Here is a 25,145-nt window from a genome sequence, read left to right on the forward strand (position 1 = left end):
TGTTTGGTTATTTTGTTTCAGGATATGCTTTTGGTTTCAAATTTTATTAGAGTCAAATAGTGAAATTTGACTCTAATAAAAGTAAATTGATTACTATTTTGAATCTTATTTGATTAAGATACTTTTAAATTTTGCAATGTTTTTAAGTGCCATTCCAGTTCCACGAACAACCGCTCTTAAAGGATCTTCTGCAATGTAAACAGGTAAATCTGTTTTTTGAGAAATACGCTTGTCAAGACCTCTTAACATAGATCCTCCACCAGCTAAATAAATACCTGTATTGTAGATATCTGCAGCTAATTCAGGAGGTGTTTGAGATAATGTTTCCATTACAGCATCTTCAATTCGTTGAATCGATTTGTCTAATGCTTTTGCGATTTCGCGGTAAGAAACATCTACTTGTTTTGGTTTACCCGTAAGTAAATCTCTACCTTGAACAGACATATCTTCTGGTGGACCGTCTAAATCTTCGATAGCCGCTCCAATTTGAATTTTTATTTTTTCGGCAGTACTTTCTCCTACAAAAAGGTTGTGTTGTGTACGCATGTAATAAACGATATCATTTGTGAATACATCACCTGCGATTTTTACAGATTTATCGCAAACAATTCCGCCTAAAGCGATAACAGCAATTTCTGTTGTACCACCTCCAATATCGACAATCATGTTTCCTTTTGGCTGCATAATGTCAATACCAATACCAATTGCGGCAGCCATAGGCTCATGAATTAAGTAAACTTCTTTTCCGTTTACTCTTTCACAAGATTCTTTTACCGCTCTCATTTCAACCTCAGTAATACCAGAAGGAATACAAACCACCATACGTAAAGCTGGAGTAAACATTCTTTTTTTCAATGCAGGAATGCTTTTAATGAACATGTTGATCATTTTTTCCGAAGCATCAAAATCAGCAATTACACCATCTTTTAAAGGCCTTATGGTCTTGATGTTTTCATGCGTTTTACCTTGCATCATATTGGCTTCTTTACCAACAGCAATGATTTTGCCTGATATTCTATCACGTGCAACGATCGACGGACTATCAATAACAACTTTATCATTATGTATGATTAAAGTGTTTGCGGTACCAAGGTCTATCGCAATATCCTCGGTCATGAAATCAAAAAATCCCATAAGTTTTTTAGGGGTTTAAAATGTTATAAATTATTTATCGAACAAAGTTAAACAAATTAATGTTTAAAATGACGAGTTCCTGTAAATACCATTGCAACATTATTTTCATTGCAATAATTTATACTTAATTCGTCTTTTATTGAGCCTCCTGGCTGAATTACAGCAGTTATTCCTGCTTTTTTGGCTAATTCTACACAATCCGGAAATGGAAAAAATGCGTCGCTTGCCATAGAAGCGCCTATTAAATCAAATCCAAAAGCTTTTGCTTTGTCAACTGCTTGAACTAAAGCATCAACTCTCGACGTTTGACCTGTGCCAGATGAAATTAAAGTTCCGTTTTTTGCAAAGACAATAGTATTTGATTTTGTGTTCTTGCAAATTTTTGATGCAAAAATCAAATCCTCTATCTCTTGAGCAGTAGGTTCTGTAATTGTAACGGTTTTTAAATGCTCTTTATTATCTGTAATATTATTTCTGTCCTGAATTAACAAACCATTAAGACATGTTCTAACTTGTCTTGAAGGTAATTCAACTTCATTTTGGACTAAAATAATTCTGTTTTTCTTTTCTTGTAAAACTGTAATTGCTTCATCATCATAAGCTGGAGCAATAACTACTTCGCAGAATAATTTGTTGATTTCTTGTGCAGTTTCCAAATCAATCTTAGTGTTTGAAATCAAAACTCCTCCAAATGCAGAAGTTGGGTCACAAGCTAAAGCAGCTAAATAAGCCTCGCTGATTGTTTTTCTTGACGCTAAACCACAAGCATTATTGTGTTTAAGAATTGCAAATGTTGGTCCGTCAGTTTTGAATTCAGCAATTAAATTTACTGCAGCATCAACATCAAGTAAGTTATTGTATGATAACTCTTTTCCGTGAACTTTATTGAACATTGCGTCAAAATCGCCAAAGAAAAAGCCTTTTTGATGTGGATTTTCTCCATATCTTAAAACCTGACCATTGTCAATGCTTTCTTTGTAGATAGTTTCGTCTGTATTGAAATAATTAAAAATAGCTCCATCATAATGAGAAGATACGTGGAAAGCTTTTGTAGCTAACAATCTTCTGTTTTCAAGAGTTGTAGAGCCATTTTGTTCTGTAATCATATCTAAAAGCAAACTGTATTCATTAACAGAAGCAACGATGACAGTATCTTTGAAGTTTTTTGCTCCAGCGCGAATCAATGAAATTCCGCCAATGTCAATTTTCTCGATAATATCTTGCTCGCTTGCACCAGAAGCAACTGTTTTTTCAAAAGGATACAAATCAACAATTACTAAATCAATCTGCGGAATATCAAATTCCTTCATTTGTTGAACATCACTTTCATTATCTTGACGATTCAAGATTCCTCCAAAAATTTTTGGGTGTAAAGTTTTTACTCGTCCTCCAAGAATTTCTGGGAAAGAAGTAATGTCTTCAACAGGAACTACAGGAATACCAAGGTTTTTAATGAAATCTTCAGTTCCTCCAGTAGAGTAAAGTGTAACATTTTGTTCGTGTAATTTTCTAACGATTGGTTCTAATCCATCTTTAGAAAAAACAGAAATTAATGCCGATTGTATTTTTTTAGTTGTGCTCATTGTGTAGTTATGATTTTTGAGACTGCAAAAGTAGTTTTTTTATATATTATTTTAAAGAAAATTAATGTAACATTATGCTAAAAAAATCTACTGATGAGTAAGTTAACTTTTATTAGGTTTTTGTTTTTAAATTATTGAATTTTACTTTGTTGAAAAATACTACTATATGCTTCTTTATCTAAGATTATTAAAAGAAAGTTTAAGCTTTGCTATAAGCGCTCTGCGAAATAATAAACTACGAACTTTATTGTCGCTTTTAGGCGTTACTATTGGTATTTTTTCAATTATCGCTGTTTTAGCTGCTGTTGATTCTTTGGATAGAAAAATTTCAAAAGATTTGAGCAGTTTAGATAAAAATACGATTTATTTAATGAAATACTGTTTTGGGCCTTCCGAAATTCCGCAATGGAAGAGAGAGCAGTTTCCAAATGTGAAGTATGATGAATATATCGCTTTAAAAAATTCACTTAATAATACAGATCAGGTTGCTTACCAGCTTTTTGTAAATCATGAAAGTTTAAAATACGATTCAAAAACTGTCAGTGATGTGAATATTGTGCCGTCGTCAAGTGAAATGGTCGATATTGATGGATTGAGTTTTGATAAAGGAAGGTTTTATAATGAATCTGAATCGAATTCAGGAACAGCTGTAATTGTTTTAGGATATGATATTGCCGAAGGACTTTTTGGAAGCAGTGATCCTATTGGTAAAAACATACGACTTTATGGTCAGCGTTTTACTGTAATAGGTGTAATTGAAAAACAAGGTGCAGGTTTTTTTGGAGATAGTAATGATACTTCAGTTTATCTGCCTGCTAATTTTTTGCGTAAAATGTATGGCGACAGCGATGCAATGACTCCGGTAATTGTTTTGAAACCAGAGAAGGGCATTGATATGGAAGCTTATAAAGCTGAAGTTGCACAAAAACTTCGAGCAACTAGAGGAATGAAAGCAGGAGAGATGGATAATTTCTTTGTAAATGTTCTTTCTGGTTTTACTGATTTTATCGACGGAATTCTGGGGCAGATGAATGTTGTAGGCTGGATTATCAGCGGATTTTCTCTTTTAGTCGGCGGTTTCGGAATTGCGAATATTATGTTTGTTTCAGTGAAAGAAAGAACGAATTTAATTGGGATTCAAAAATCATTGGGAGCAAAAAACAGATTCATATTATTTCAGTTTTTATTTGAAGCTATAATTCTTTCAGTAATTGGCGGGATTATTGGTTTATTGATGGTTTGGGGAATTGCTCTTATTTTGACAAAAGCACTCGATTTTGAATTTGTCTTGAGTTTTGGAAATATTGTATTAGGAACAACTTTAGCGGCACTTATTGGATTAATTTCAGGAATTTTACCTGCAATTTCAGCTGCAAATTTAGATCCTGTTGAAGCAATTAGAACAGGAATGTAGGTCTTTTTTAAGGTTCAAAGGTTCAGAGAGAAAAAAGAGGCAAAGGTTTTTTGGGTTCTGAGATTTTAAGATGTTAAGAAGTTGAGATCTTATTTTTTAAAATTCCTTAATCATATATTTTGCAGTATGATATAAAAAAAATCCCAAGAAGTAATTCTTGGGATTTTTTTATATCACAACGGATTGAAAATCCTATTTTTCTTTTAATAATTTCTCCAAATATTCAACTTTTTCTTTTTCTGATTGAAGCATACGCTCATAAAGTTCAATAACTTTATCTAATGGATTGAATGTACAATGCGTTGGATTGAACATTCCATTTATTCCAGTGCTGGTGCTGTTGTCATAAAAACTATTAAAATAATTAATCATATTTTCTTCGGTAAAGTTTTTAATGGCTTCAGCACTTACTCCAAGTGCTTTTGCTACTTCTTCAAGTTTTGCATCATCTATGGTTTCGCTATTTTCTATTGCAGATACAGTTTGTTGAGACGTTCCTAAAGCTTGAGCGAGAGCTTCCTGCTTCATATCTTTAAGTTCGCGAATACGGCTTATTTTTCGTCCTATATGGTTTTGTTTTGTTGCTGTGTTCATAATTCAAAGATATTTATAATGCTTTAATAAAAAGTGGGTTAGGTAAAAAACAAGTCCGTTTCTGTAAGATACATTTTTTAATAGTTCGTTTGGGATAGAACTATTATTGGAAAACAAAAATACAATTTTTCAGACAAGTATTGTTGAATTATAGAAACAAACAATTTATTTACTTTCCTGCAAGGTTTTGAAAAACTTGCAGGATGATTAAAATGTATTTATAAGACTTAAATGGTTTAAAATAAAAAAAATCCCAAGAAGTAATTCTTGGGATTTTGTGTTTTTAGAAAGTCCGAAAACTATCTAATATCATTATTCTGAATCAAATCGATGTATAAGTTGATCTTATCTTTCAATTCTTTTCTAGGCGTGATAAAGTCTAAGAAACCGTGCTCTAATAAGAACTCAGCCGTTTGAAAACCTTCTGGTAAATCTTTTCCTGTAGTGTCACGAACAACACGCGGTCCAGCAAAACCAATCAAAGCGCCTGGCTCAGAGATGTTGATGTCTCCTAACATTGCGTAAGATGCAGTTGTTCCACCCGTTGTTGGATCTGTACAAAGTGAGATATAAGGTAATTTTGCTTCAGCTAATTGAGCTAGTTTTACAGAAGTTTTTGCTAATTGCATTAAAGAATAAGCAGCTTCCATCATACGAGCTCCACCAGATTTAGAAATCATTACAAAAGGCAGTTTGTTTTTGATTGCGTGATTAATACCTCTTGCGATTTTTTCACCTACAACAGCTCCCATAGATCCACCAATAAAAGCAAAATCCATACAGCAAATTACAAGTTCTTTTCCTTTAGATTTTCCTACTCCCGTACGTACAGCGTCTTTAAGATGAGTTTTTTCCATTACATCTTTCAATCTTTCTGCATATTTTTTTGTGTCAACAAAATGCAAAGGATCTTTTGATGTCATGTTTTTGTCTAACTCAACAAATTCGTTGTTGTCGAATAAAATTTCAAAATAGATTGCGCTTCCAATTCGAACATGAAAATCATCTTCAGGGCTTACGAATAAGTTTCTTGCTAATTCGTCAGCATCAATAATTTTTCCAGTAGGAGATTTGTACCACAATCCTTTCGGAACGTCCATTTTATCTTCTGTCGCGGTCGTAATTCCTTTTTCTTGTCTTTTAAACCAAGCCATTTGTTCTAGTATTCAGTGTTCAGTAATCAGTTTCAGTGTTCAGTTTTTATAATCAGTTTTAAGTATTCAATTATGAACTAAATACTTAAAACTGTTACTGATCACTTTTTAAAGCGTATTTACGTTATTCAAGTCAGCAAAAGCTTGTTCAAGTCTTGCATTGAATGTTACTTCGCTCTCACGAACCCATTTTCTTGGGTCATAATATTTTTTGTTAGGAACATCAGCTCCTTCTGGGTTACCAATTTGAGTTCTTAAATACTCAATATTGTTTACCATATAATCACGGATTCCTTCAGTATAAGCAAACTGTAAATCAGTATCGATATTCATTTTGATAACTCCGTATCCAATAGCTTCTCTAATTTCTTCAAGTGTAGAACCTGAACCTCCGTGGAAAACGAAATCTACTGGATTGTGACCAGTTTTGAATTTGTCTTGAACGAAATCTTGAGAATTTTTTAAGATTTTTGGAGTTAATTTTACGTTTCCTGGTTTGTAAACACCGTGAACGTTTCCAAAAGCAGCAGCAATTGTAAATTTAGGGCTTACTTTAGATAATTCTTCGTAAGCGTAAGCTACCTCTTCTGGTTGAGTATATAATTTTGAGCTGTCTACGTCTGAGTTGTCAACGCCATCTTCTTCACCACCTGTAATACCAAGTTCGATTTCTAATGTCATTCCCATTTTGCTCATTCTAGCTAAATATTCTTTGCAGATTTCGATGTTCTCTTCGATTGGCTCCTCAGACAAATCGATCATGTGAGAACTAAATAATGGTTTTCCTGTTTCTGCAAAATGTTTTTCAGAAGCATCTAATAAACCATCGATCCATGGCAATAATTTTTTTGCGCAGTGGTCAGTATGTAAAATTACAGTTGCACCGTAAGCCTCAGCTAAAGTGTGAATGTGTTTTGCTCCAGCGATTCCACCAGCGATTGCTGCTTTTTCGCCTGCATTAGATAAACCTTTTCCAGCGTTAAATTGTGCTCCTCCGTTAGAAAATTGAATGATAACCGGTGCGTTTAATTTTGCTGCAGTTTCTAATACTCCATTAATTGTACTAGATCCTGTAACGTTTACAGCAGGTAAAGCAAATCCTTTTTCTTTCGCATAATTAAAAATCTCCTGTACTTGATCTCCTGTAGCTACTCCGGGTTTAATATTGTGTGCCATTGTAATTTTTTTTATAGTTGTTTTTAGTTTTTAGGTTGCAAAAATAAGAATTAATTAGCATTAGAACGGATAATTTATTCCAAAATTTAAAACCGAGTGCCCAAAATTGTACTCTTTAAACCAACGGTCACCCTTCTCATGCGCCGGATTATAGGTCTTAAAGCCTAAATCTAAACGAATAACAAAAAAGCTTAAATCATATCGTAAACCAAATCCTGAGCCTAAAGCAATTTCAGCTAAATCGTTTACGCCAGAAAATTTTGCCTTCTCATCGATGACATTATCGAGCACATTCCAGATATTTCCGGCATCTGCAAAGATGGCTCCTTTAACATCTCCAAACACTTTAAATCTATATTCTGCACTAAAAGCAATTTTCATATTTGCCTCGTTGAAGTCATTTACGGCATTCGTACTTCCAGGTCCAAGAGAGTAAGGCTGCCAAGCACGGTTGTCATTTGATCCTCCTGCGTAATAACTTCGTGAGAAAGGAATATAATTTGAATTTCCAAAAGGAACTGCTATTCCAAAAAAGCTTCGTACAGCTAATACTTTCTCTTTTCCAAAATCCCAGTGTTTAATATAGTCAAATTCAGTTTTGATATACTCTGAGTATTCTAAGTTGAAAATTTCGTAATTACCATTTGCATTTTTTGGCAGATTTCCTAAACTTGAAATCGCTGACAATAAGGTTCCTGCAGATTCTATTTTAGTTTTGAATTGATAAAAAGTATTGTCCGCTAAATCCTTTTTAGTCGTTTTAGTAAAAGTGTAGCTCGTTGCTAGAATAAAGTCGTTTTCTGTTAAACGAACCCTTCTTTCTTCGATGCTTTCTACATCTTTATATTGCGGATCTCCAGGCAGCAATGCTGTTTTATTGCTTAATACGTCACTAGTAAAACCTGTTGTTCCGTTTGGAATAGTAAGGTCTTTTCTAATCTGTTCTTCTGGCGTATCTCCCCAGTTGATAGGTCTAATGTTGTAATCTTTACCAATTCCGTTTAATTCATCATAAGAAGAAGTATAAACGTTAAAATAATTGTTTGGATTTAGATTTCTTACGAATTGAGCATTAAGCAGATCAAATTTTACAGTATTGTGACGTTTTGGTGACCAGTTATACGATATTCCTCCAGTGAAGTTTTCTTTATCTAAACCAATATTGCGTTGTTTTGAAAAACCTGCCGAAATACTGGTAGATGGAATCATTCTTTTTGGAATAATCTTTTCAGTACCAAAAGGCATCAGGATTCTTGGGAAATTAAGCTTCAAGTCAACCCCATATTCAGAAACATTAAAAAAGTTATCGTTAGGATTTGCCATGTCTTTAGAAGAGCCAATATTTAAACGGGTTGAGATTTCTAAAGTTTCAGCTCTGTTGAATACATTTCGTATAGTTTCAGATATACTGGCTCCAATACCAAAGTCTTGAATATTTGAGTGTGTAACATCTAAAGTTGTACCAAAACTATATTTTTTTCTAGGTGTTAAATAGACTTTTGCAATTAAAGATTGTGCTGTTGAGTCACGTTTATCTACCTCATATTGTATTGATGGGTAATTGAAAATTTTAAGGTTGTTTAAATATCGAGATGAAAGTGTTGTTCTGGTGTCAGAAAAAGTACTTCCTTTATTTATAAAAACAGCATCGGTAATGGCACGAGGCTTATATTTTAGTTTTTTATAACTATATAAATTGAAGTTATTGTAAGTAGTACTGTCGCTGATTTTGTTTTTAGCATTTGCAGCAGAGTAATCGGTGAAAATGTTTACATCGCTGATTGTATATAGTTTAAAAGGCTCAGTTCGGCTGGAGTCTTTTTCCTGTATATTATTATTGCTGATAATAAGAGTTACATCGGCTTTGTTTTTTTTGCCAATAGTATCAATGTCAAAAGTGATGTACGTAGGCTGAAAAAAGTATGCGCCGTGATTTCTAAAATAAGTCGTGATACGATTTTTTTCCTCTTCAAAATCAGTGGTTTTGTATTGGTTTCCAGATTTTAAAAGAGAAGCCTCGGGATTGTTTTTGTATAATGAATCAAGGGCAGGAGTCATTATTTTAGTTCGAATAGTGTCTATAATATAACCAGGTCCAGTAGTTATTTTATAATTTACCTGTGCTTTTTTTCGAGCAATACTGTCAATAGTATAATCTGTTGAAACATTAAAGTAACCATTGTTAAAATAATAATATTTTAAGCGCAACAATGACTTTTTAGTTTTTGAAGTATCAATTATTACTGGTGCTTCACCGGTGTTTTTTAAAAAATCATTAAGTCCTTTGTTTAAAAAAGATTGTCCAAGTCGATCAACTTGCTTTGCAGATAATACTTTTGACCAACGTTCATATCTATGTGGATGTTTGATAAATTGAGCCTTATAAGTTGAATCAGGATTTAAGTTTGCTAAGTTGTATAAATTCAGACGAAGTTTGTACCCTAACAGTTTACCATTAGGTTTTTGATACATCTGATTTAAGGCTGTTTCGTCATTTGTAGATTTCCCGTTTACAAGAATATTATTTTTTACAAGAAGGTTTTTTCCGTCAGGAACTCTTTTTACAGCATTACAAGCGCAAATAAGTATTGCTATTAGAATAAATGCTATTATTTTTGTAGAATTCTTTTTCAAGTGTTTTTAAAAATTTAATTCAAAAGTACATTATTTTATGGTTACTAAAAACCAAATAAAGCTTATCTCAGGTTTGCATCAAAAAAAGCAGCGTTTTGTAAATCAATTGTTTTTTGCCGAGGGGGTAAAGGTAATTCAAGAATTACTGCAATCCAATTTTGAATTAGAGCATTTATACACCACATTAAATGATTTTCAAGAAGTTCAAACTTCAAAGCGAACTCTTATTAATGACCAAGAACTAAAAAAAATAAGCGCGCTGACAACTCCAAATTCTTGTTTAGCAGTTTTTAAAATGCCTGTCGAAAACGAAATCAATTCTACGGGTTTAATCCTCGCTTTAGATGATATTCGTGATCCAGGAAATTTAGGAACCATTCTGCGTCTTTGTGACTGGTTTGGAATTAAACAAATTGTTTGTTCTAAAGAAACCGTCGATATTTACAATCCAAAAGTTGTACAGGCCACAATGGGATCTATTACCCGAGTTAACGTAAATTATGTTGATCTCAAAACTTATTTAAGTCAAACAAAACTTCCTGTTTTTGGAACATTTATGGATGGTGAAACTATTTATAAAAAAAATCTGCCTGAAAATGGAATCATTATTATGGGTAATGAAGCCAATGGTATTTCGGCAGAAATTGAAAAAACGGTTACCACACGACTAACAATTCCTAGGTTTGGAGAGCTGCAAAAAACAGAAAGTTTAAATGTAGCAACCGCAACCGCGATTATTCTTAGTGAGTTTAAACGAAATAGTTAAGAATTTGTTTTAGTGAAAGGTAAAATTTATTAAAAGAGCCCTTGATTTCATAGAATCAATGTTACTTGTCCATGGGCTTAATGGATCTTTGTCTTGTACTAATTCGTTTGTAATGCCAAACATACCTCTAATAGAAGGAGAGAAAATAAAATACTCCGTAAAGAAATCTATTCCAAAGCCAAGCTCATAAGCCGCAGTCCATGGTTTTACTCTGAATTTTCCTTCAGCATTGTCATCCGTAGATTTAGAGTTGCTCGACAAGTTTAATGTTGTAGACATTCCGCCAACTAAATAAGGACGAACATTCCCAGTACGCAATGAAGAAAATTTCAATAACAATGGAAAATGAATGTAAGTACTGTTTACTTCTCTCAAATAATCAGTTTTAGAAGTAAAATTAGGATAGTACAAATCTCGTTTTGTGTAATATAAACCAGGCTCAAAACGTAAATTAATGTATTCCTGCAATCTTAAATCGGCAACTACACCAACATTAAAACCAGTTGTCTTTTTTACTTGAATATCTTGATTTACTACATTTTTGTAATCAAATTTAAAGTCAAAGCTGTTGAAACCTAAATAATAACCAAAGTAAACAGGTTGCTTTTGCCAGTTTTCAAGATTTATAATAGGATCTTTGCTAAACATGCTTTTAGCAAATTGAGAATATCCTTTTGTCGATAAGACTAATAAAAATAAGATTACAATTTTTTTCATACTACTTTTTAGATGCTGAATAAATGGTTGCTACACCAAAAGTCTGAGGCATTGCTACAACATCTATAAACCCAGTTTTTCTTAAAATATTGTTTAATGCTTCTCCATATGGGAAAGCCGCAGCAGATTCAGATAAATAACCGTATGCTGAATTGTCTTTAGAAAACAATTTCCCTATAACTGGTAATATATTTTTGCTGTAAAATTTATATCCTTGTTTGTATGGTGTTTTATCAGGAACTGAAGTTTCTAAAATCACAAATACACCATTTGGTTTTAAAACTCGTAAAATTTCAGAAAAGCCTTTTTCTAGATTTTCAAAATTACGAACACCAAAACCTACAGTTATTGCGTCAAAATAATTATCATCAAAAGGAATGTTTTCAGAATCTCCTAACACTAAGTCTATAACAGAAGACAGATTTTTTTCTTCAACTTTCTTCTTTCCAACTTCAAGCATTCCTGCAGAAATATCTAGGCCAATAATTTTTTCTGCTTTAGTTTGAGCCATTAAAATGGCTAAGTCACCAGTTCCTGTTGCAATATCAAGAATGACTTTTGGTTTAGTATCTGAAACTATTTTTAATACTTTTTTTCTCCATTTGACATCAATACCAAATGAGATTACGCGATTTAAATTATCGTAGTTCCCAGAAATGTTGTCAAACATTTGGGCTACCTGCTCTTTTTTACCTAAAGAAGAATCTTTATATGGGGTTATTTTTTCAGACATTATTTTTATTTACGCAAATATAAACAATCTGCTTTAACTGTAGTTGAGTTTTTTAAAGTGTAAATTAAATGTTTTGAAATCGGGGATGAAAATCACTTTTAGTAAAAGTTTTTGCCATCACCAAAAGTGGGTATTTTTAAAAAATCACTAAAAGTGGGTATTGTGAGATGTAGATTTTATATACAACTTTGTTAAAGTAAAAATGATAAAAATTTAATGATTGATTTATCATATTGACTTAATCAAACAGCTGTTTTTTTGCACTGACGGCTAATTTGTTCAAGTAAGTAGTTTTAAAAGTATTGTTCTTGGGGGGATACTATTTTTAAAGTGCGAAATACGTTCTTAGGATTAAATTTGTTTTTGGAAATTTTAATTTTCTGCCTTTAATATCTTAGTGGTATTTGTTATTAAAGGCTTGTATTGAGATTCGTTCTCAATTAACAGTAAATGTTATTCAGTTATTTCAAGTGCACTTTGCATTTGTGATTTTTACAAAAACTATTTCTTGAATTAGTCAGGACAAACTATCGATCATTTTTAAAAAACATCCTTCAAAAGAGGATGTTTTTTTATTTATTTTTTAATATAAGTTTCATAAGTGTAATCATAAAGATGTTTCTCATCCTTAAAATTTTCTTCAGATTCTACCAGTAACCACTCGCTTTTATTGATTTTAGGAAAAAATGTATCAGCATCAAATGTGTGATGTACCTTAGTTATTTCGATTATATCTGTATAAGGTAATGCCAGATTGTAAATTTCGCCTCCTCCAATAATGTATGAATCTTCATTTTCAGGGCATAATGCGATAGCTTTTTCTATGCTGTCTACAACTATGCAGCCTTCAGGTGCATAATCTTTTTGTCTGGTTATAACAATATGTACTCGGTTCGGTAATGGTTTAGGGAAGCTTTCAAATGTTTTTCTTCCCATTATAATATGATGATTTGTTGTTAGTGACTTAAATCTTTTAAAATCATTTGGCAAGTGCCATACTAAATCATTATTTTTTCCAAGAGCATTGTTTTCGGCTACAGCCGCGATCATTATAATCATAATGTGCTAAAACTAAATTTTATTTTCGGTATCCTCATTAATCCTTGACTCTAATTGACTGATTCTCTTTTGCTGTAAAGCAACTAACCTGTCAATTTGTTCTCTTTCCCATTTTTTGTTCATGAATCGATCTGTGATGTAAACTTTTATAAAGTGCAGTATAAAAATGAAGAACCATATGGTAATGCCCCATAAGCACCAATTTTGCTCTGTTGAAGCTCCAAAACCAAAAAATCTATTTGCAATGAAAATAAATAAACTTCCCAGTAGAAAAAGTACAAAATGAAAATAAAGGATTTTTTTTTGTCTTATACGTCTTCTTGCATACTCGTATTGTTCGTGCACTTCTTTTTCCATACCGATATAAATGAGATTATAAAGTTAGAATTTATTTTTAAAACACCGTATTTTGACTGCAGAATATTTGTTTGAAAATGAGTTGTAAATAAATATACAAAAAAAATATACTCTTTAAATTGTTGATGCAATTAAAAAAACGGACTGTTTTTGCTATTATCACAAATCGGAATTGTATTGTGAAAAGTTTAGTTGAATTTATGTAATTTTATTTTCTATAAATCTAAAAACTAAATAGTTATGTCTTTAAAGAAACAATTTATCAAAACAAAACCAGTTGTAAAAGTTACTTTTTCTATAGATGCCAAAGATGCTGATTCGGCAGCAGTTGTTGGAGATTTTAATAACTGGAATCCTGAAGAAGGAACTTTGAGTAAACTAAAGAATGGAACATTTAAAGCTACGTATGACTTAGTAAAAGACGCCATTTATGAATTCAAATATGTAATCGACGGTATTTACATTAATGATCCTGAAGCAGATTCATATAAGTGGAATGATTTCGCCGGTAGTGAAAACAGTGTTTTAGTAGTATAAAAAAATCCGCTTAAAATTTTAAGCGGATTTTTTTTGTTTTTATACAGCAACACTTCCTTTTATGCCCGCATGCGGTTCATAGTTAACAAGTGTGAAGTCATTATAATCAAAATCGAAAATATTTTTAACAGCTGGGTTTAGAATCATTTTTGGAAGCGGTTTTGGCTCACGAGTCAATTGTAATTCTAATTGTTCAAAATGATTGTTGTAAATATGTGCATCACCAAAAGTATGAATAAAATCGCCTGGTTCTAAATCGCAAACCTGCGCAATCATCATAGTTAATAGTGCATAAGAAGCAATGTTGAAAGGAACTCCTAAAAATATATCAGCGCTTCGTTGATACAATTGACAAGACAATTTTCCTTTAGTTTCTCCTTTTTCTGTATCTGGTGTCGCTACATAAAACTGGAAAAAGGCATGGCAAGGAGGTAATGCTGCTTTATTGTTGGCTACATTTTCTTCAAAAGATTTTTTTGTATCCGGTAAAACAGATGGATTCCAAGCTGAAACCAACATTCTGCGGCTGTTTGGATTAGTCTTTAATTCGGTAATTAATTCCGAAATCTGATCAATTTCTTCGCTGTTCCAATTACGCCATTGATGTCCGTAAACAGGTCCTAAATCTCCGTTAGAGTCTGCCCAAGCATCCCATATCTTTACTCCGTTTTCTTGTAAATATTTAATATTCGTATCACCTTTTAAAAACCAAAGCAGTTCATAGATGATCGATTTTAAGTGTAATTTTTTTGTTGTAACCATTGGGAAACCTTCACTTAAATCAAAACGCATTTGGTATCCAAAAACGCTTTTGGTTCCAGTTCCAGTTCGGTCTCCTTTTTGGCAGCCGTTTTCTAAAACGTGTTTTACTAAATCTAAGTACTGTTTCATTGTTTGTTTATTTGTTTAATCATGGATTTGTTTAGTCGTTAGATTGATTTAACGAATACACAGTTTCGATTAACCATTAAAATTTATCTTTTCGAGATTTCGTCTCTAATTTTTGCAGCTTTTTCATAATCTTCCTGAGAAACCGCCTGATCTAAAAGTTCATTTAGTTCTTGTAAACTGTGTTTTGCGTAAACATCTCCAGATTGATTACTTTCCTCTTCATGTCCAAATGTTTCTGGGTTAGAAAGCACATCGTCAATCTCCTGAGAGCCTTGATCTGTTTCGGCTGTATTTGATTTTAAATAAATCCCAGCTTTGTCCAGAATGTTTTTATAAGTGAAAATTGGAGCATTAAAGCGTAATGCTAAAGCGATAGCATCTGATGTTCTAGCATCAATAATTTCTTCAATTTTGTCTCTTTCGCAGATTAAACTTGAGTAAAAAACTCCGTCTACTAATTTGTGAATGATGACTTGTTTTACAACAATGTCAAACCTTTCAGCAAAGTTTTTGAATAAATCGTGAGTTAATGGACGAGGAGGTTTTATCTCTTTTTCTAAGGCAATAGCAATTGACTGGGCTTCAAAAGCGCCAATAACTATAGGTAATTTTCGTTCGCCGTCAACTTCATTCAAAATCAAGGCATACGCGCCATTTTGAGTTTGACTGTATGAAATTCCTTTTATGGATAATTTTACTAGACTCATATATGTTTGTAAAACGGGCACTTAGCACCGCATTTTAATACTTTTTTTGATTGAAAAATAAAGGTGCAATTTTAATCAAAAAATATGGAACAAAAAAGCTGCCTTAAAACAAAGATACGATTATCTTGTTTTTAGGCAGCTATATTTTTAAAGAGAATTCTTGAATTAAGAATGTTGCGCTTTGAAAGCTTTTAATTTCTCTGTTAATTGAGGTACAATTTCAAATGCGTCACCAACAATACCATAATCAGCTACTTTAAAGAAAGGCGCTTCTGGATCGTTATTGATAACTACTTTTACTTTTGATGAGTTGATACCTGCAATGTGTTGAATTGCGCCAGAAATTCCTATTGCAATATATAAGTTTGTTGCAACTGGTTTTCCTGTTTGCCCAACGTGCTCGCTGTGAGGTCTCCATCCTAAATCTGAAACTGGTTTAGAACATGCTGTTGCAGCGCCTAAAACAGCTGCTAAATTTTCAACTAATCCCCAGTTTTCTGGACCTTTCAATCCTCGTCCTCCAGAAACTACAATATCAGCATCAGCGATAGATACTTTTCCTGTTACTTTTTCTACAGATTCTACTTTTACGCCAAAATCATTGTCTCCAATTGTTGGATTAAAATCTTCTTCAGCTGCAGATCCTGCGCTTTCGAAAATTCCGTAAGAGTTTTTAGCTAAACCAAGAACTTTTACATCTGTATCAATTTGTGTAATATTGAAAGCTTTGTTTGAGAAAGCATTTCTTTTTACTTGAAATGGAGATGTGCTGACTGGTAATCCAACAACATTTGAAGCGAAACCAGCTTCTAAAGCTACTGCAACTAATGATGAAAGGTAAATACTGTCTGTTGTAGAAGAAAGTAAAACTAGTTTAGTTCCTTCTTTTTGTGCTGCTTGTTTAATTACATCAGCATAAGCTTTAGCAGTAAAACCAGCTAATTTATCGTTGTTTACTTTTAGAACTTTATCAACGCCGTATTTAGCTAATTCGCTTACATCGCTGATGTTTACAGTTAAAGCTGTAACGGTTGTTCCTAAACTTTCGGCTACTTTTTTAGCATAAGAAGCTAATTCGAAAGCTACTTTTTTAAATTTTCCTTCTGCAGATTCTGCATATATTAATATTGACATAATTTTTTGTTTAAAAGTTTAAAGTTTCAGGTTTCAAGTTTTGCAAACTGAAAACTGCGACTGAATACTGATTACTAGATTACTTTCGCCTCGTTGTGTAATAAATTGATTAACTCATCTAAATTATCTGCAGAAACTAATTTTACTGCTGATTTTGGAGCTGGTTTTTCAAATTTAACTGCTTTTGTATTTACAGGAGCGTCAACAGGTTCAAGGATGGTTAAGGCCTTAGTTCTTGCTGTCATAATTCCTCTCATGTTCGGAATACGTAAATCTTTTTCTTCAACTAAGCCTTTTTGTCCACCAATGATTAAAGGAAGAGTAGTGCCTACAGTTTCTTTTCCACCGTCGATTTCGCGAACAGCTTTTACATTATTTCCGTCAACAGTTAAGGCTGTACAAGAGTTTAAGAAGTTGTAACCTAAAATTCCCGCGATCATACCTGGAACCATTCCTCCATTATAATCTAAAGATTCTTTTCCTGCAATTACAAGATCATAACCTCCGTTTTTAATTACTTCTGCTAATTGTTTTGCTACAAAAAAACCATCAGTTGGATTTGCGTTTACACGAATTGCTTCGTTTGCACCAATTGCCAAAGCTTTACGTAAAGTTGGTTCAGTGTCAGGACCTCCAACATTTACCACTGTTACATTTGCGCCTTGCTGCTCTTGAAACCAGATTGCACGAGTCAATCCAAATTCGTCATTAGGGTTAATTACATATTGTACACCATTGGTATCAAATTCAGAGTCACCATTGGAGAAGTTAATTTTTGAAGTAGTATCAGGTACATGGCTGATGCAAACTAATATTTTCATAAGTATATATTTTGGATTTATAATATGCTTTTACAAATTTAGAATTTAATTTGGAATAATTATACTATGCGTGCATAATATTTTTAAAAACTATTACGATTTCGAAGATTTAGAGTTTTAGCTTGAAATTGATAAGAAAATAGCCTGGAAGGATTTTATATACGTTTTCTTCTGTAAAATTGTCAAATCGTGTTATAGAAATTTGTTGATTGTTTTGAAGATTTAGAATATCATTGCCTATCAGGCTAATTTCTGCTTTAGATTTTGGAAAAACATATCTAAATTTTGGACTTAACGTATACAGGTCACTAGATGAAGTATTCGACATGAATTTTTTATACGAAAACTTGCTGACAAAGGAAAGGTTCTTAGAAAGTTTAAAACTTGCTTCGGTAAAGGGATTTATGACGGATAAATAATTTAGAGACAATTCATCTTTGTAGTCATCTTTTGCAAATAAAATACCTGTTTCTATCTGGAAACTAGTTTTTTTGAATCTCGAAAGAAAAGAAAAGTAGCCCGATATTGATTTAGTGTTTAAGTTTTGATCTTCGTTATTAGAAAAAAAAGTTTTGTTGCTATCAGAATAAGAAATACTTCCTCGTGCCGAAAATGGGATTTTAGAAAATGTCTTTTCTAAAAACAACATTGAGTTAAATCGATCTTTAAATGGAGCTAATTTATAAGAGATGGTATTTAAGGTAGAACTGGAAACGGAATTGCTGGAAAGTATATTTTTTGCTTTGAAATAGGAGAAATTGGAGACTATTGATAGTTTGTTTTCTGAATTAAAGTAAAAGTAATCCAGTGCTATTTGTTGATTTGGGAATACCATATCAAATGATATATCTTGATTTTTAAAAATTGTTCGATAGTTGCCAATAACTTGATTTTGTAGTAAGTTCTCTACTTTATTCAAATCATTATTCTTGCTGTAAGATAATTTGATGTAATGATTTGAACTAAACTCATTTTTGAACATAAATTTTGGCGCAAAAAACGTTCTCGAGCTTAACTCGCCATTAAATGTATAATTGATTTTAGAATAAACTAGTGATGAAGTAAAAGAAGCTTTTTGAGATAATTTAAATTTAGTGTCAAAACCTAAACTGTTGCTTTTTTTATTAAAATTTAGGTCGTTTTCAAATTGCGAGAATTGAATTTCACTGTTTAGAAATGTTTCCTTTTTTTCAAATGTTTCTAAGAATAAACTAAAATTAACCTTCTTTATTTTGAAAAAATAATCAGCCTTAAGAGCAAATTCGTTTTTATGGATTTTAGTTTTTTGAAAAATCTCATAGTTGGAGTCTTCAAATAGTAAATCTAGAAATTCGTTATTGGAATTTATATTTAAGTTGTTCGATGACTCTTGAATATTTTGTTTAAATGTTATGTTTAGACCTTTGTTTTTTTTGAAAAGATTGTTGAAGTTTATTTGATGATTAAAATCAAAATTAGAAAATGCTATTTGGTTAAGGATAAGATTTGAATTGTTTTCAATGTCAGATTTATTGCTTTTATCTAAGCCTGAAAAAGAAGCTTTATAGTTTAATAATGATTTTTCGGTAAACTTGTAAGCAATATCAAGATACGAAATATTGATTTTTGTTTTTTCAGTTATGTCTTTTAGTTCTTTATTAATTATTGGATTTGGTTCTGTAAAATATTCTTGTGTAACAGATTGTTGTTCTAATTGATCTGTATTGTTGAAAATAGTGTAAAAATTGATCTGCATTTTCTTTAAAGGAGAATACTTTAAATTTAATCCAGTAAAATAAGAAGATCTGTTTTTAACGCTATTTCCAATAGTTAAAAATCTCGGAAGATCCTCATTTTTTGAAAAAGTGGTTTCTCGGGAAGTGTTTCCTTCTTTTTGAGCTATAAAATTCATATAATCATCTATAGAGATAGCGAGTTGACCTGTGTTGTTTGAATCACTAATTAAGCTAGTCAATAGTTTTTTTCTGAAGCTGAATAAAGTAGTGTGTAATCTATATTTCGCATTGTCTCCAATTCCAGCTTCAATATTTCCAGTTATTTTATTTTTAAATTGTTCCTTGATGTTTATATTTAATGCTGTGATATCTGACTTTTCAGTTGTTTTTAGATTTTTAAATTCAGTATAATTTTTGATAAGCTCTATGTTTTTAATCATTTCCGAGCCAATATTTTCGGTTGCAATTTTTTGTTGATCTATAAAAAATTCTTCACCGTCAATCAAAAGTTTGTCAACCGTTTTGCCATTTGCTTTAATTTTTCCTTGTTGATCAATGTCAAGTCCTGGAAGTTTTTTGATAACATCTTTTAACGTTTCTTCTGTTCCGTTCATGAACTTTTCTATTCTATATCTCAAAGTATCTCCAATTTCAGTAACGCCTTTTCCTTCGTTTTTTACGATTACATCTTTTAGTTCAATTTGGTTTTCATGCAGCGTTATACTTCCAAGATTTAAGATTTTATCACTTACTTCAATTTTTTTTATTAATGCAGCAAAACCAAACCCAGTTATTTTGAGATTATAGACTGCCTTTTCTTTTACTTCCAACTTGAAAAAACCTAATTTATCAGTTTGAATAAATGCAAGAGTATTGTCTGTTTGAACATTTTTTATTTGTACAGTTGCTTGATCAACAGGAATGTTTTTAGAGTTTATGATTCTTCCTGTAATAATATTTTGGGATTGTAATGTTATAGTGAAAAACAAAAAAAGCAGGTAGACTGCTTTTTTTAAGTAAAATTTATTTTGGCATATAATAAAAATCATAGTTTATTTTCGTTGTGCTTTATATTCTTCAAAACTTATTTCCTTGGCTGTATTATTAGGGATTTCAATAGTAGTGGTTTCATCACTGAAAGCTAATTTTTGAAATACTAAGATTGATTTATCATCTAGCTCTAACTGAATTATAAAACCAGGCAATCCACTGTAAAACATTGGTCCGTCACTTACTGGGATTTCTTCAGAATACCATGCTGTAATATTCTGGTTTGCACCAAAAGAAGTGTTTTTTGTTGTTGCTTTTTTGCAAAGAAACCCATTTATAGTTTTGCTTTCGGGATGTAGTTTCCAATTCTGAGTAGGAAGTTCTGTTTTTACATTTACATCTTTTCCATCATTTGTCTGAAGGACTTTGTATATTTTTGAATCAAAATCTTTGTAATTAATTACGGCAGAGGACAAACGTATTGTAGCTGTGGTCGGTATTTTATCTCCATATTTTTCTATATAAGTCGTGTCTGTGTAGGACTTTTGAATACTTATAAGTGTTTGAATTGACTTTTTTTGAGAATAAACATAGCTAAAGGTTTCTGGTTTTTTTGCTGTTTCAAGCAAAGCACCATTAGTAGATTTTAATGTTTGCCTAGTGTATATTCCTTTAAGGCTCTGGGAGTAAGTTTGAAAAGAAAATAATATGAAAAGCAGTAAAGTTATAGTTGTTTTCATGCGTGTTTTTTAATTTTAAAGTTGTTTTTTATTCATTTTTAGAAGAAATATACAGTGTTAAAAAGCTGTATAAATTTGGAATTTAAATCATAGTCATAATGCATTGGCAGGTTTTTGAGGTGGTTGTGTCAACGTTTATTACGTTTTTTGTTGTGGTATTAGATGCTGAACAACCAAACAGAATACCAACTTTAAGTGTTTTGGATTGAGTTTCATTTAAAATATTTGATACTGCTATTTACTGTTTTTACTTCAATATTGGTTTTTACATTACTTGAAAATGTTACTAAAGCAACAATCGGTAAAAAAAGCGTTTCATAATTTATGACGTAATAGGTTAATGCTTACAAAGCAATATAAAAAAAGCAGCTTTTTTGTGTTTTTTATTTGCTATTTTTTTAGTATTTAACAAAGACGCTGTTAAAAACGCAGTTCCTCCTGAGTATTGTTGTTCTGTTCTTGTGTAATCGAGTTTGAAAGGGAAAAGGAAAATGGAGGATGAAACGATAGTTTGTCTAAAAAGAGTTCTACAAGGATTAAGTGTTAATTTTACGCGTATTATATCGATTTCGTAAATATCACAATAAAGCTAAAAAAGTTAAAACCTATAGAGAGAAAGAAGTTCATGCGATTTTAAACTTAATTTATGCTTTTAAGTGATTTAAAATATTTATTTTTGCTCTTCAGAAAATTCAACATACAATATAAATATGAGAACAATACAATTTAGAGAGGCCATTTGCGAAGCGATGAGCGAAGAGATGCGTCACGATGAATCCATATATTTAATGGGCGAAGAAGTTGCAGAATACAATGGAGCATACAAAGCTTCAAAAGGAATGCTTGCTGAGTTTGGCGAAAAAAGAGTAATTGATACTCCAATTGCTGAGCTTGGTTTTACAGGAATTGCAGTAGGTTCAGCTATGAACGGCTGTCGTCCTATTGTTGAGTATATGACTTTCAACTTCTGTTTAGTTGGTATTGATCAAATTATAAACAACGCTGCTAAGATGCGTCAAATGACAGGAGGACAATTTAATGTGCCTATCGTTTTCCGCGGACCAACAGCTTCTGCAGGTCAATTAGGAGCAACACACTCTCAAGCTTTAGAGAACTGGTTTGCAAACACTCCAGGTCTTAAAGTTGTTGTACCGTCAACTCCTTATGACGCAAAAGGACTTTTAAAATCTGCAATTCGCGATAATGATCCAGTAATTTTCATGGAATCTGAGCAAATGTATGGTGACAAAGGTGAAGTGCCAGACGGAGAATACACTATTCCATTAGGAGTTGCAGATATTAAACGTGAAGGAACAGATGTAACTATCGTTTCTTTTGGTAAAATCATCAAAGAAGCTTTTATCGCTGCTGATGAATTAGCTAAAGAAGGAATCTCTTGTGAGATTATCGACTTAAGAACAGTTCGTCCTATGGATAAAGATGCAATTCTTAAATCGGTTAAAAAAACAAACCGTTTAGTAGTTCTTGAAGAAGCTTGGCCGTTTGCTAGTATCTCTTCTGAGATTACTTATATCGTTCAAGAGCAAGCTTTTGATTTCCTTGATGCGCCAATTCAGCGTATTACAACAGCAGATACTCCAGCACCTTACTCTCCAGTTTTATTAAAAGATTGGCTGCCAAATGCAGGTGATGTAGTAAAAGCAGTTAAAAAAGTATTGTACAAATAATACACATATAAAATACACATAAAGCTTCATCAGTCATATTTATTGATGAAGCTTTTTTATTGATGAAGCTTTTTTTGCCAGATTATGAAAAGAATAATTTTACTCAGCCTGTTTTTTGTATTTGCTTTTGTAAATATTGCTGCTGCACAGACAAAAGTGAGTGGAATTGTTTTAGATAAATCTAATCAGCCGGTTCCGTTTGCAAATGTGGTTTTTAAAGGATCAAATACAGGAATAGTCTCTAATGAAGATGGTCGTTTTTATCTAGAATCTCCAAATACTTATACTGCCTTATTAGTTACTTCTGCAGGATTTTCGGATCGTGAAGTACCTTTGGAAAAAGCAGTAAATTATGATTTTAAAATTGTTTTAAGTGAAGCCGAAGCACTTAATGAAGTTGTAATTTATACCGGAAAAACTTCCAAAAAGAATAATCCCGCATTAGACATTCTTCGAAAAATATGGGAACGAAAACGTAAAAACGGACTTTATCAGTTCAATCAATATCAGATGCAGAAGTACGAGAAAGTTGAGTTCGACATGAACACAATCGATAGTGCTTTTATGAAAAATAAACTCTTTAAAGGAATGGAGTTTGTTTTTAATCATATTGATACATCAGATGTTACTGGAAAAACCTATCTGCCAATTTTTATCAATGAATCAGTTTATGATGTTTACGGCGATAATAAAATAAAGAAAGTAAAAGAAAATCTTACCGGAAATAAAATGTCTGGTTTTAATGGGAATCAGCAGATTTTATCTTTCGTAAAAGATCTTTATTCAGATTATAATATTTACGATAATCACCTTAAGTTTTTTGATAAAAGTTTTACGAGTCCGCTTTCCAAAACTGGAATTGATGTATATAATTACGTCTTAAAAGACAGTGCTTATATAGATAAAAAATGGTGTTATAATATTGTTTTTTACCCAAGACGTAAAAACGAATTAACTTTTAAAGGAGATTTTTGGGTTAACGATTCTACTTTTGCGATTAAGAAAATTAATATGGGCGTTACTAAAAGTGCCAATATTAACTGGGTAAAAGATATTTATATCGAACAAGAGTTTGAAGTAGAAAACGATTCTGTTTTTCTTTTAACTCGTGATTATATGATGTCTGATTTTGCTTTAAATAAAAAAGAAAAATCAAAAGGAGTTTATGGAAAACGAACCACTTTATATCGCAACCATAAATTCAATATTCAAAAACCCGAGAAATTTTACAAAGAAGAAGTCAACTTTGTAGACAATGCTGTTTATGAGCGACCGCCCGAATTTTGGGAAGAAAATCGATTTGAGAAACTAAATAAAGATGAAGCAGGTATTTATAAAATGCTTGATACACTGCAAACCGTCAAGCGATTTAAGCAGTTGTATAGTCTCGTCTCGATTTTAGGAAGCGGTTACGTAGAATTTAAAAATTTCGATTTTGGACCTATTTTTTCTACGTTTGGCTACAATGAAGTCGAAGGTATAAGAATAAGAGCTGGAGGAAGAACTTATTTTGGACCAAATGACCCTTGGCGTCTTCAGGCTTATACAGCTTATGGTTTTGACGATAATAAATTCAAATATGGTGTTTCAGGAAAATGGATGATCGACAAAAAAAACAGAATCATTATTTCTGGAGGAAACAGGCGCGATATTGAACAAATTGGAGCCAGTTTAACCACAACAAATGATATTTTAGGACGAAGTTTTGCATCGTCAGCATTATTTACGACAGGAAGCAACGGAAAATTAACCAACATTAATTTGAGTAATGTTTCCTTTGAAATGGAGCCTAAAAAGAATTTTATTGTTCAAGCAGGTTTTTCTTATCGAACATTAGAATCAGCTTCAAAGACTTTTAGTTTAGATTATTATACAACATTGCCAAGTACTGCAAATCCTGCCGGCGTGGTCGAAAGTATGGTAAAACAATCAGAAGCAAATATTCAGTTTGAATATATGCCAAACCGTAAAACAATTGGATATGGAGTTGAACGCAGCTTAGTTGACAGTCCTTTTAGTCATTTCTTTGTTAACTTTAGTTATGGTATTAAAGGCGTTTTTGACAGTGATTTTGCTTATGAAAAAATTCAATTATTTTATAAACAGCCTATTATTATCGGGCCATTAGGAAGGTCAAATATTATTCTTGAAACTGGAAAAACATGGGGTACAATTCCGCTAGGATTAATGAGTGTAATTCCTGGAAACCAGACCTATTTCACGATTGAAAATACGTTTAGTAACTTGAATTTCTATGAGTTCATTACCGATCAATATACTACTTTGCAATGGAATCATGATTTTGGAGGAAGGTTATTTGCCAGAGTTCCTTTTATGAGAAAACTAAATTGGAGAGAATTTGTTGGTATAAAAGCAGTACACGGAACCATTTCAGATGCGAATCGCGCTATAAATGCTTCAGGTCAGCCTTATAATGCGCCAGAAAATGTGTATTGGGAATATAATGCAGGAATTGGGAATATTTTCAAAGTATTTAGAATTGATTTCTCTTGGAGAGGAAGTTATTTAAACACTCCAGATGCTAATAAATTTGCAGTAAAAGGATCTTTCGGATTCTATTTTTAATGATATAAGATGCAA

Annotated in this window: 21 protein-coding genes; 5 read left to right on the plus strand and 16 right to left on the minus strand. The window is 32.1% G+C overall.

The genetic code is table 11. The features are described 5' to 3' along the window. Positions 1-105: 105 nt before the first annotated feature. Together NLG42_RS06995 and purH are read right to left on the minus strand one after the other, a co-directional pair. Positions 106-1,134, minus strand: coding sequence for a rod shape-determining protein (locus NLG42_RS06995; RefSeq protein WP_007804822.1), 1,029 nt, complete (start codon positions 1,132-1,134; stop codon positions 106-108). A gap of 56 nt (positions 1,135-1,190) precedes the next feature. Further along, on the minus strand, positions 1,191-2,717 hold the full coding sequence (gene purH, locus NLG42_RS07000; protein WP_257683342.1) for a bifunctional phosphoribosylaminoimidazolecarboxamide formyltransferase/IMP cyclohydrolase: 1,527 nt from the start codon (positions 2,715-2,717) through the stop codon (positions 1,191-1,193). A gap of 166 nt (positions 2,718-2,883) precedes the next feature. Here purH and NLG42_RS07005 point away from each other — a divergent pair, with 166 nt between their 5' ends. Further along, complete coding sequence (locus tag NLG42_RS07005; RefSeq protein ID WP_099717623.1) at positions 2,884-4,131, plus strand: ABC transporter permease; 1,248 nt, start codon at positions 2,884-2,886, stop codon at positions 4,129-4,131. A 192-nt stretch (positions 4,132-4,323) separates the two neighbouring features. Here NLG42_RS07005 and NLG42_RS07010 read toward each other — a convergent pair whose 3' ends face one another. The 4 genes from NLG42_RS07010 to tamL form a co-directional block, all read right to left on the minus strand. Continuing rightward, the gene (locus NLG42_RS07010; protein ID WP_257683343.1) at positions 4,324-4,725 is read right to left on the minus strand and encodes a helix-turn-helix domain-containing protein; all 402 of its coding nucleotides are present in this window, start codon (positions 4,723-4,725) and stop codon (positions 4,324-4,326) included. Positions 4,726-5,024: 299 nt separating this feature from the next. Continuing rightward, the gene (accD, locus tag NLG42_RS07015) at positions 5,025-5,879 is read right to left on the minus strand and encodes an acetyl-CoA carboxylase, carboxyltransferase subunit beta (protein ID WP_089057436.1); all 855 of its coding nucleotides are present in this window, start codon (positions 5,877-5,879) and stop codon (positions 5,025-5,027) included. 108 nt (positions 5,880-5,987) lie between these two features. Next, positions 5,988-7,055: a class II fructose-bisphosphate aldolase gene (fbaA, locus tag NLG42_RS07020; protein WP_089057437.1), complete on the minus strand. Its 1,068-nt coding sequence runs from the start codon at positions 7,053-7,055 to the stop codon at positions 5,988-5,990. Between the two features lie 60 nt (positions 7,056-7,115). Then, the gene (gene tamL, locus NLG42_RS07025; protein WP_257683344.1) at positions 7,116-9,689 is read right to left on the minus strand and encodes a translocation and assembly module lipoprotein TamL; all 2,574 of its coding nucleotides are present in this window, start codon (positions 9,687-9,689) and stop codon (positions 7,116-7,118) included. A gap of 37 nt (positions 9,690-9,726) precedes the next feature. Here tamL and NLG42_RS07030 point away from each other — a divergent pair, with 37 nt between their 5' ends. Next, positions 9,727-10,455 carry an RNA methyltransferase gene (locus NLG42_RS07030; protein ID WP_129053208.1) on the plus strand — a complete coding sequence of 243 codons (729 nt, stop codon included), beginning with the start codon at positions 9,727-9,729 and terminating at the stop codon, positions 10,453-10,455. A gap of 9 nt (positions 10,456-10,464) precedes the next feature. Here NLG42_RS07030 and porT read toward each other — a convergent pair whose 3' ends face one another. The 4 genes from porT to NLG42_RS07050 form a co-directional block, all read right to left on the minus strand. After that, positions 10,465-11,172, minus strand: a complete 708-nt coding sequence (gene porT / locus NLG42_RS07035) for a type IX secretion/gliding motility protein PorT/SprT (protein ID WP_257683345.1) — start codon at positions 11,170-11,172, stop codon at positions 10,465-10,467. Position 11,173: 1 nt separating this feature from the next. Continuing rightward, positions 11,174-11,905, minus strand: coding sequence for a bifunctional demethylmenaquinone methyltransferase/2-methoxy-6-polyprenyl-1,4-benzoquinol methylase UbiE (gene ubiE / locus NLG42_RS07040; protein ID WP_089057440.1), 732 nt, complete (start codon positions 11,903-11,905; stop codon positions 11,174-11,176). 576 nt (positions 11,906-12,481) lie between these two features. Continuing rightward, entirely contained in the window at positions 12,482-12,964 is a 483-nt protein-coding gene (locus tag NLG42_RS07045) for a dihydrofolate reductase (RefSeq protein WP_089057441.1), read from the minus strand. Positions 12,965-12,976: 12 nt separating this feature from the next. Next, positions 12,977-13,321, minus strand: coding sequence for a 2TM domain-containing protein (locus NLG42_RS07050; protein WP_089057442.1), 345 nt, complete (start codon positions 13,319-13,321; stop codon positions 12,977-12,979). A gap of 240 nt (positions 13,322-13,561) precedes the next feature. Here NLG42_RS07050 and NLG42_RS07055 point away from each other — a divergent pair, with 240 nt between their 5' ends. Then, a complete protein-coding gene (locus tag NLG42_RS07055) occupies positions 13,562-13,858 on the plus strand; it encodes an isoamylase early set domain-containing protein (RefSeq protein ID WP_089052558.1) in 297 nt (98 codons plus the stop codon). A 39-nt stretch (positions 13,859-13,897) separates the two neighbouring features. Here NLG42_RS07055 and NLG42_RS07060 read toward each other — a convergent pair whose 3' ends face one another. The 6 genes from NLG42_RS07060 to NLG42_RS07085 form a co-directional block, all read right to left on the minus strand. Further along, a complete protein-coding gene (locus tag NLG42_RS07060; RefSeq protein WP_257683346.1) occupies positions 13,898-14,749 on the minus strand; it encodes a thymidylate synthase in 852 nt (283 codons plus the stop codon). An 83-nt stretch (positions 14,750-14,832) separates the two neighbouring features. Then, a complete protein-coding gene (locus NLG42_RS07065) occupies positions 14,833-15,456 on the minus strand; it encodes a bifunctional nuclease family protein (RefSeq protein ID WP_042566126.1) in 624 nt (207 codons plus the stop codon). A 165-nt stretch (positions 15,457-15,621) separates the two neighbouring features. Continuing rightward, positions 15,622-16,590 carry an electron transfer flavoprotein subunit alpha/FixB family protein gene (locus NLG42_RS07070; protein ID WP_089057444.1) on the minus strand — a complete coding sequence of 323 codons (969 nt, stop codon included), beginning with the start codon at positions 16,588-16,590 and terminating at the stop codon, positions 15,622-15,624. Positions 16,591-16,664: 74 nt separating this feature from the next. Further along, a complete protein-coding gene (locus tag NLG42_RS07075) occupies positions 16,665-17,411 on the minus strand; it encodes an electron transfer flavoprotein subunit beta/FixA family protein (RefSeq protein ID WP_099717616.1) in 747 nt (248 codons plus the stop codon). Positions 17,412-17,520: 109 nt separating this feature from the next. Beyond that, complete coding sequence (locus NLG42_RS07080) at positions 17,521-20,115, minus strand: carboxypeptidase-like regulatory domain-containing protein (RefSeq protein WP_257683347.1); 2,595 nt, start codon at positions 20,113-20,115, stop codon at positions 17,521-17,523. 63 nt (positions 20,116-20,178) lie between these two features. Continuing rightward, positions 20,179-20,856 carry a GLPGLI family protein gene (locus NLG42_RS07085; RefSeq protein ID WP_257683348.1) on the minus strand — a complete coding sequence of 226 codons (678 nt, stop codon included), beginning with the start codon at positions 20,854-20,856 and terminating at the stop codon, positions 20,179-20,181. A gap of 710 nt (positions 20,857-21,566) precedes the next feature. On the opposite strand from NLG42_RS07085, the gene NLG42_RS07090 reads away from it, so the two are divergent. Next, positions 21,567-22,544 carry a pyruvate dehydrogenase complex E1 component subunit beta gene (locus NLG42_RS07090; protein WP_089052563.1) on the plus strand — a complete coding sequence of 326 codons (978 nt, stop codon included), beginning with the start codon at positions 21,567-21,569 and terminating at the stop codon, positions 22,542-22,544. 84 nt (positions 22,545-22,628) lie between these two features. Then, positions 22,629-25,130: a DUF5686 and carboxypeptidase-like regulatory domain-containing protein gene (locus NLG42_RS07095; protein WP_089057448.1), complete on the plus strand. Its 2,502-nt coding sequence runs from the start codon at positions 22,629-22,631 to the stop codon at positions 25,128-25,130. Positions 25,131-25,145 lie beyond the last annotated feature (15 nt).

This window comes from Flavobacterium plurextorum, from assembly GCF_024638035.1.
GTDB classification, from domain to species: Bacteria; Bacteroidota; Bacteroidia; order Flavobacteriales; family Flavobacteriaceae; genus Flavobacterium; species Flavobacterium plurextorum.